This window comes from Terriglobus sp. YAF25, assembly GCF_052113305.1.
Taxonomy (GTDB): Bacteria; Acidobacteriota; Terriglobia; order Terriglobales; family Acidobacteriaceae; genus Terriglobus.
The window spans coordinates 1-3,677 of the sequence record NZ_JBFRCY010000472.1 but is presented as its reverse complement, the minus strand read 5'-3'; the positions used below and the strand labels follow the sequence as shown (position 1 = coordinate 3,677).

Sequence of the window (3,677 nt, the reverse complement as noted above, 5' to 3'; positions counted from 1 at the left end):
GACCGATTTATGCCACGTCCACAAAGCAGAATCCGGATCCGGTGACCGGGCTGGAGCTGCTGCGGCAGGTGCGCAAGCTGACCAGGAAGCCGATCGTTGCGATTGGAGGAGTCACGCCTGAGAGAGCACCGGAGGTGCTGGATGCGGGTGCCGATTCAGTCGCTGTGATCTCAGCGCTTGTGCCTTCCGGGCCGACGGTTTCAGCATTGCCGTTGATCGAGGCTTTTCTGCGCGCGGTGGTGGGATAAACCATTTTGAATCAGGCCACAAGGACTTACTGCGGAGGTGTCCTGAAATGCACCGTTTGAGGTTCATTTCCGCATGACGGGAGGGGTGTTAACGGTATACTTACTACTGTGACCACCACTGCATCTGAACCCCGAGTCAACAACCTCTCCAACCAGGCTGAGGCCACAAAGCGCGTTCTGTTGCTTAAGCCCCGTGGCTTTTGCGCCGGCGTTGTGCGCGCTGTCGATATTGTGAAGATCGCGCTGGATACCTTTGGTGCGCCGATCTATGTCCGTAAGGAGATCGTTCACAATCGCTATGTGGTCAGCGACCTGGCGAAGAAGGGTGCGATCTTTGTCAACGAGCTTGATGAGGTTCCCTCGGGTGCGCGTGTGATCTTCTCGGCTCATGGCGTATCGCCGGCAGTGCGCGCGGTTGCCAAGGAGCGTGGTCTGAAGGTGATTGATGCGACGTGTCCGTTGGTCACCAAGGTTCACGTAGAGGCGATCAAGTTCGCCAAGCAGGGATACTCGCTGGTGCTGGTAGGGCATCGCGAGCACGAAGAGGTGGAAGGTACGCAGGGTGAAGCGCCCGAGGTCACGCAGGTCGTTTCGACGGTAGAAGAGGTGAATAACCTCGTGGTTCCTGATCCTGACAAGGTTGCTTATCTGACCCAGACCACGCTTTCTCTGGATGAGGCGCGGGACATGATCGAGGCGCTGAAGAAGAAGTTCCCGAACATTGTCGGACCGCATGCACAGGACATCTGCTATGCCACGGAGAACCGCCAGACTGCGGTCAAGAATGTGGCGCATGGTGCGGATCTGGTGCTGGTGGTGGGTTCGAAGAACAGCTCGAATTCAAACCGTCTGGTTGAGGTCTCGCAGAATCTCGGTACGAACAGCTACCTGATCGATAAGGCTGAGGACATTCAGCCGCAGTGGCTGAATGATGTTGACAATGTGGCAGTGACTGCAGGTGCTTCGGCTCCTGAAGTATTGGTGCAGGAGGTCATTGAGTACCTCCAGACCAAGGGTTTCGGTTCGGTAGATGAAGTGGAAGTCATGCCGGAGAATGTGCGTTTTGGTCTCCCTCCGGAGATCGTGCAGGCTATCAAGCCGGCTCCGGGCGCAGTGACCGTAGGCGCCTAAGCAGGGTGCGTCTAATAACTGAGGTTTCCGAACGCATGGCAATTGACGCGAGTAAATCGACGGCATCGTCTCAAGCAGGCACACAGCCTCGCTTCGGACGAATGGACCTCGAACTGGACAAAGTCTCTTCGGGCATTAAACGAGCAGTAGATTGGCTCTTCGGCCAGCAGCATCAGGATGGTTACTGGTGCGGTGAGCTGGAAGCCGACGTCATGCTCGAAGCGGATTACATCTTCGTGCATACCCTGCTCGGCACGGGTGACCGGGCGAAGATGCAGCGCGCCGTCAACGAGATTCTGCGTCATCAGAATGCCGATGGTGGATGGAGTCTCTATCCTGGCGGACCATCGAATGTGAACTACGGTGTGAAGGCCTATCTGGCATTGAAGCTGATGGGCTGGAGGGCTGACCATCCGCTGATGGTGAAGGCACGCGAGAGTGTGCTTTCGCTCGGTGGTGTGGTGGAGTGCAATACGTTCACCAAGCTCTATCTCTGTGCTCTGGGCGCATACGATTACGATGCCGTGCCGGCGATTCCGCCGGAGATCATCCTCTTCCCCAACTGGTTTTACTTCAATATCTACGAGATCTCGTCCTGGTCACGCGGCATGCTGGTGCCGCTGTCGATCATCTATGCGAAGAAGCCGTTCAAGAAGCTTGCACCCGAGGAAGAGATCGACGAGCTGTTCGTCGGCGGTCGCGACAGAGCGAATCTTCATCTGCGTTGGGACAAGAAGCGGCCGGTAAGCTGGCGTAATTTCTTCCTGCTGTGCGATCGTGTCGCGCACTGGGCAGAGCGTGTTCATATTCGTCCGCTTCGGAGCATGGCGATCAAGAAGGCCGAGAAGTGGATGTTGGAGCGCTTTGAGAAGTCCGACGGTCTCGGTGCTATCTACCCAGCGATGTTGAATGCCATTGTGGCGCTGCGCTGCCTTGGATATTCGATGGATGATCCTGTCCTGATCCGCGCGGTGGACGAGTTTGAGAAGCTCGGCATCGACTGTCCGGAGGGAACCGAGGACTATCCCACGCCGACATTCCGCATGCAACCGTGCTTTCCGCCGGTGTGGGATACCGCACAGGCGATCTATGCTTTGGGCGAAGCCGGTGTGGCGAAGGATGATCCGCGGATGATCAAGGCCGCGGACTGGATCCTGAGCAAGGAAGTCCGTCACAAGGGTGACTGGGCCGAGAAGGTTCGTAATGTCGAACCGGGCGGCTGGTACTTCGAGTTCAATAACGAGTTTTATCCGGATGTGGACGATACCGGCCAGGTGTTGCTCGCTCTGAAGTGCGTCGAGAACCCGCGCGAGCGCTACCAGTACGAGGTGTGCGAACGCGCGCTGAACTGGATCTGGGCAATGCAGTGCAAGAACGGTGGATGGGCTGCCTTCGATAAGGACAATACGAAGACAATCTTCGAGCAGATTCCGTTCGCTGACCATAACGCCATGCTCGATCCGCCGACGGTGGACATTACCGGCCGCATGCTGGAGATGCTGGCGCTGTATGGCTACAACCGCTCTGACAAGCGCGTTGAAAAGGCTGTGCAGTTCATCCTCTCGGAGCAGGAGAGCGACGGTAGCTGGTTTGGCCGTTGGGGTGTGAACTATCTCTACGGCACGTTCCTGGTTCTGCGGGGATTGCAGTCGATGGGCATGTGGAGCCATGAGCCCTGTGTTCTGCAGGCTACCGAATGGGTGCGCATGGTGCAGAATTCAGATGGCGGCTGGGGCGAGAACTGTGGCACGTACGACGATCCATTGCAGCGCGGCATGGGGCCAAGCACACCGTCGCAGACGGCCTGGGCACTGCTGGCATTGCTTGCCGGCGGAGATGTCCGCTCGGATTCGGTTGCCAAGGGTGTACGCTGGCTGATCGATCACCAGCACGAGGATGGGAGCTGGGATGAGCTGGTGCCGGGCCGCAACGGTGAAAGTTATTACACCGGAACGGGCTTCCCGCGCGTCTTTTACCTGGGATATCACCTGTACAAGCAGTACTTCCCGCTGCTGGCATTGACGACGTATATCAAGGCGCGCGAGACGGAAGTCTCCGGCGCGCTGGAATAACCAAGTTTTTACTCAAGGAGTGTGAGCCGATGGCAGTGCCAATCTCACAGATGCTGACGGTTGCAAGTTACGTCCTGAAGCAGAAGATCAAAGGCAACAAACGGTATCCGCTGGTGCTGATGCTGGAACCGTTGTTCCGTTGCAACCTCGCCTGTGCTGGTTGCGGCAAGATTCAGTATCCGGCCCACATCCTTAAGACGGATCTCACACCGGAGCAGTGCTTTGC

3 protein-coding genes and 1 pseudogene are annotated in these 3,677 nt (G+C 57.2%); all 4 read left to right on the top strand.

The window, feature by feature from the left end:
* The coding region (locus AB4043_RS18205) for a thiamine phosphate synthase (RefSeq protein WP_442307708.1) at positions 1 to 248 on the top strand (248 nt) is incomplete at its 5' end.
* A gap of 108 nt (positions 249 to 356) precedes the next feature.
* Positions 357 to 1,379 (top strand): 4-hydroxy-3-methylbut-2-enyl diphosphate reductase, encoded by a 1,023-nt coding sequence (locus AB4043_RS18200; protein ID WP_147648432.1) that lies wholly within the window; start codon positions 357 to 359, stop codon positions 1,377 to 1,379.
* Positions 1,380 to 1,414: 35 nt separating this feature from the next.
* Positions 1,415 to 3,451: a squalene--hopene cyclase gene (gene shc, locus AB4043_RS18195; RefSeq protein WP_442307707.1), complete on the top strand. Its 2,037-nt coding sequence runs from the start codon at positions 1,415 to 1,417 to the stop codon at positions 3,449 to 3,451.
* Positions 3,452 to 3,480: 29 nt separating this feature from the next.
* Positions 3,481 to 3,677: pseudogene (locus AB4043_RS18190) on the top strand (adenosyl-hopene transferase HpnH); the annotation flags it as partial.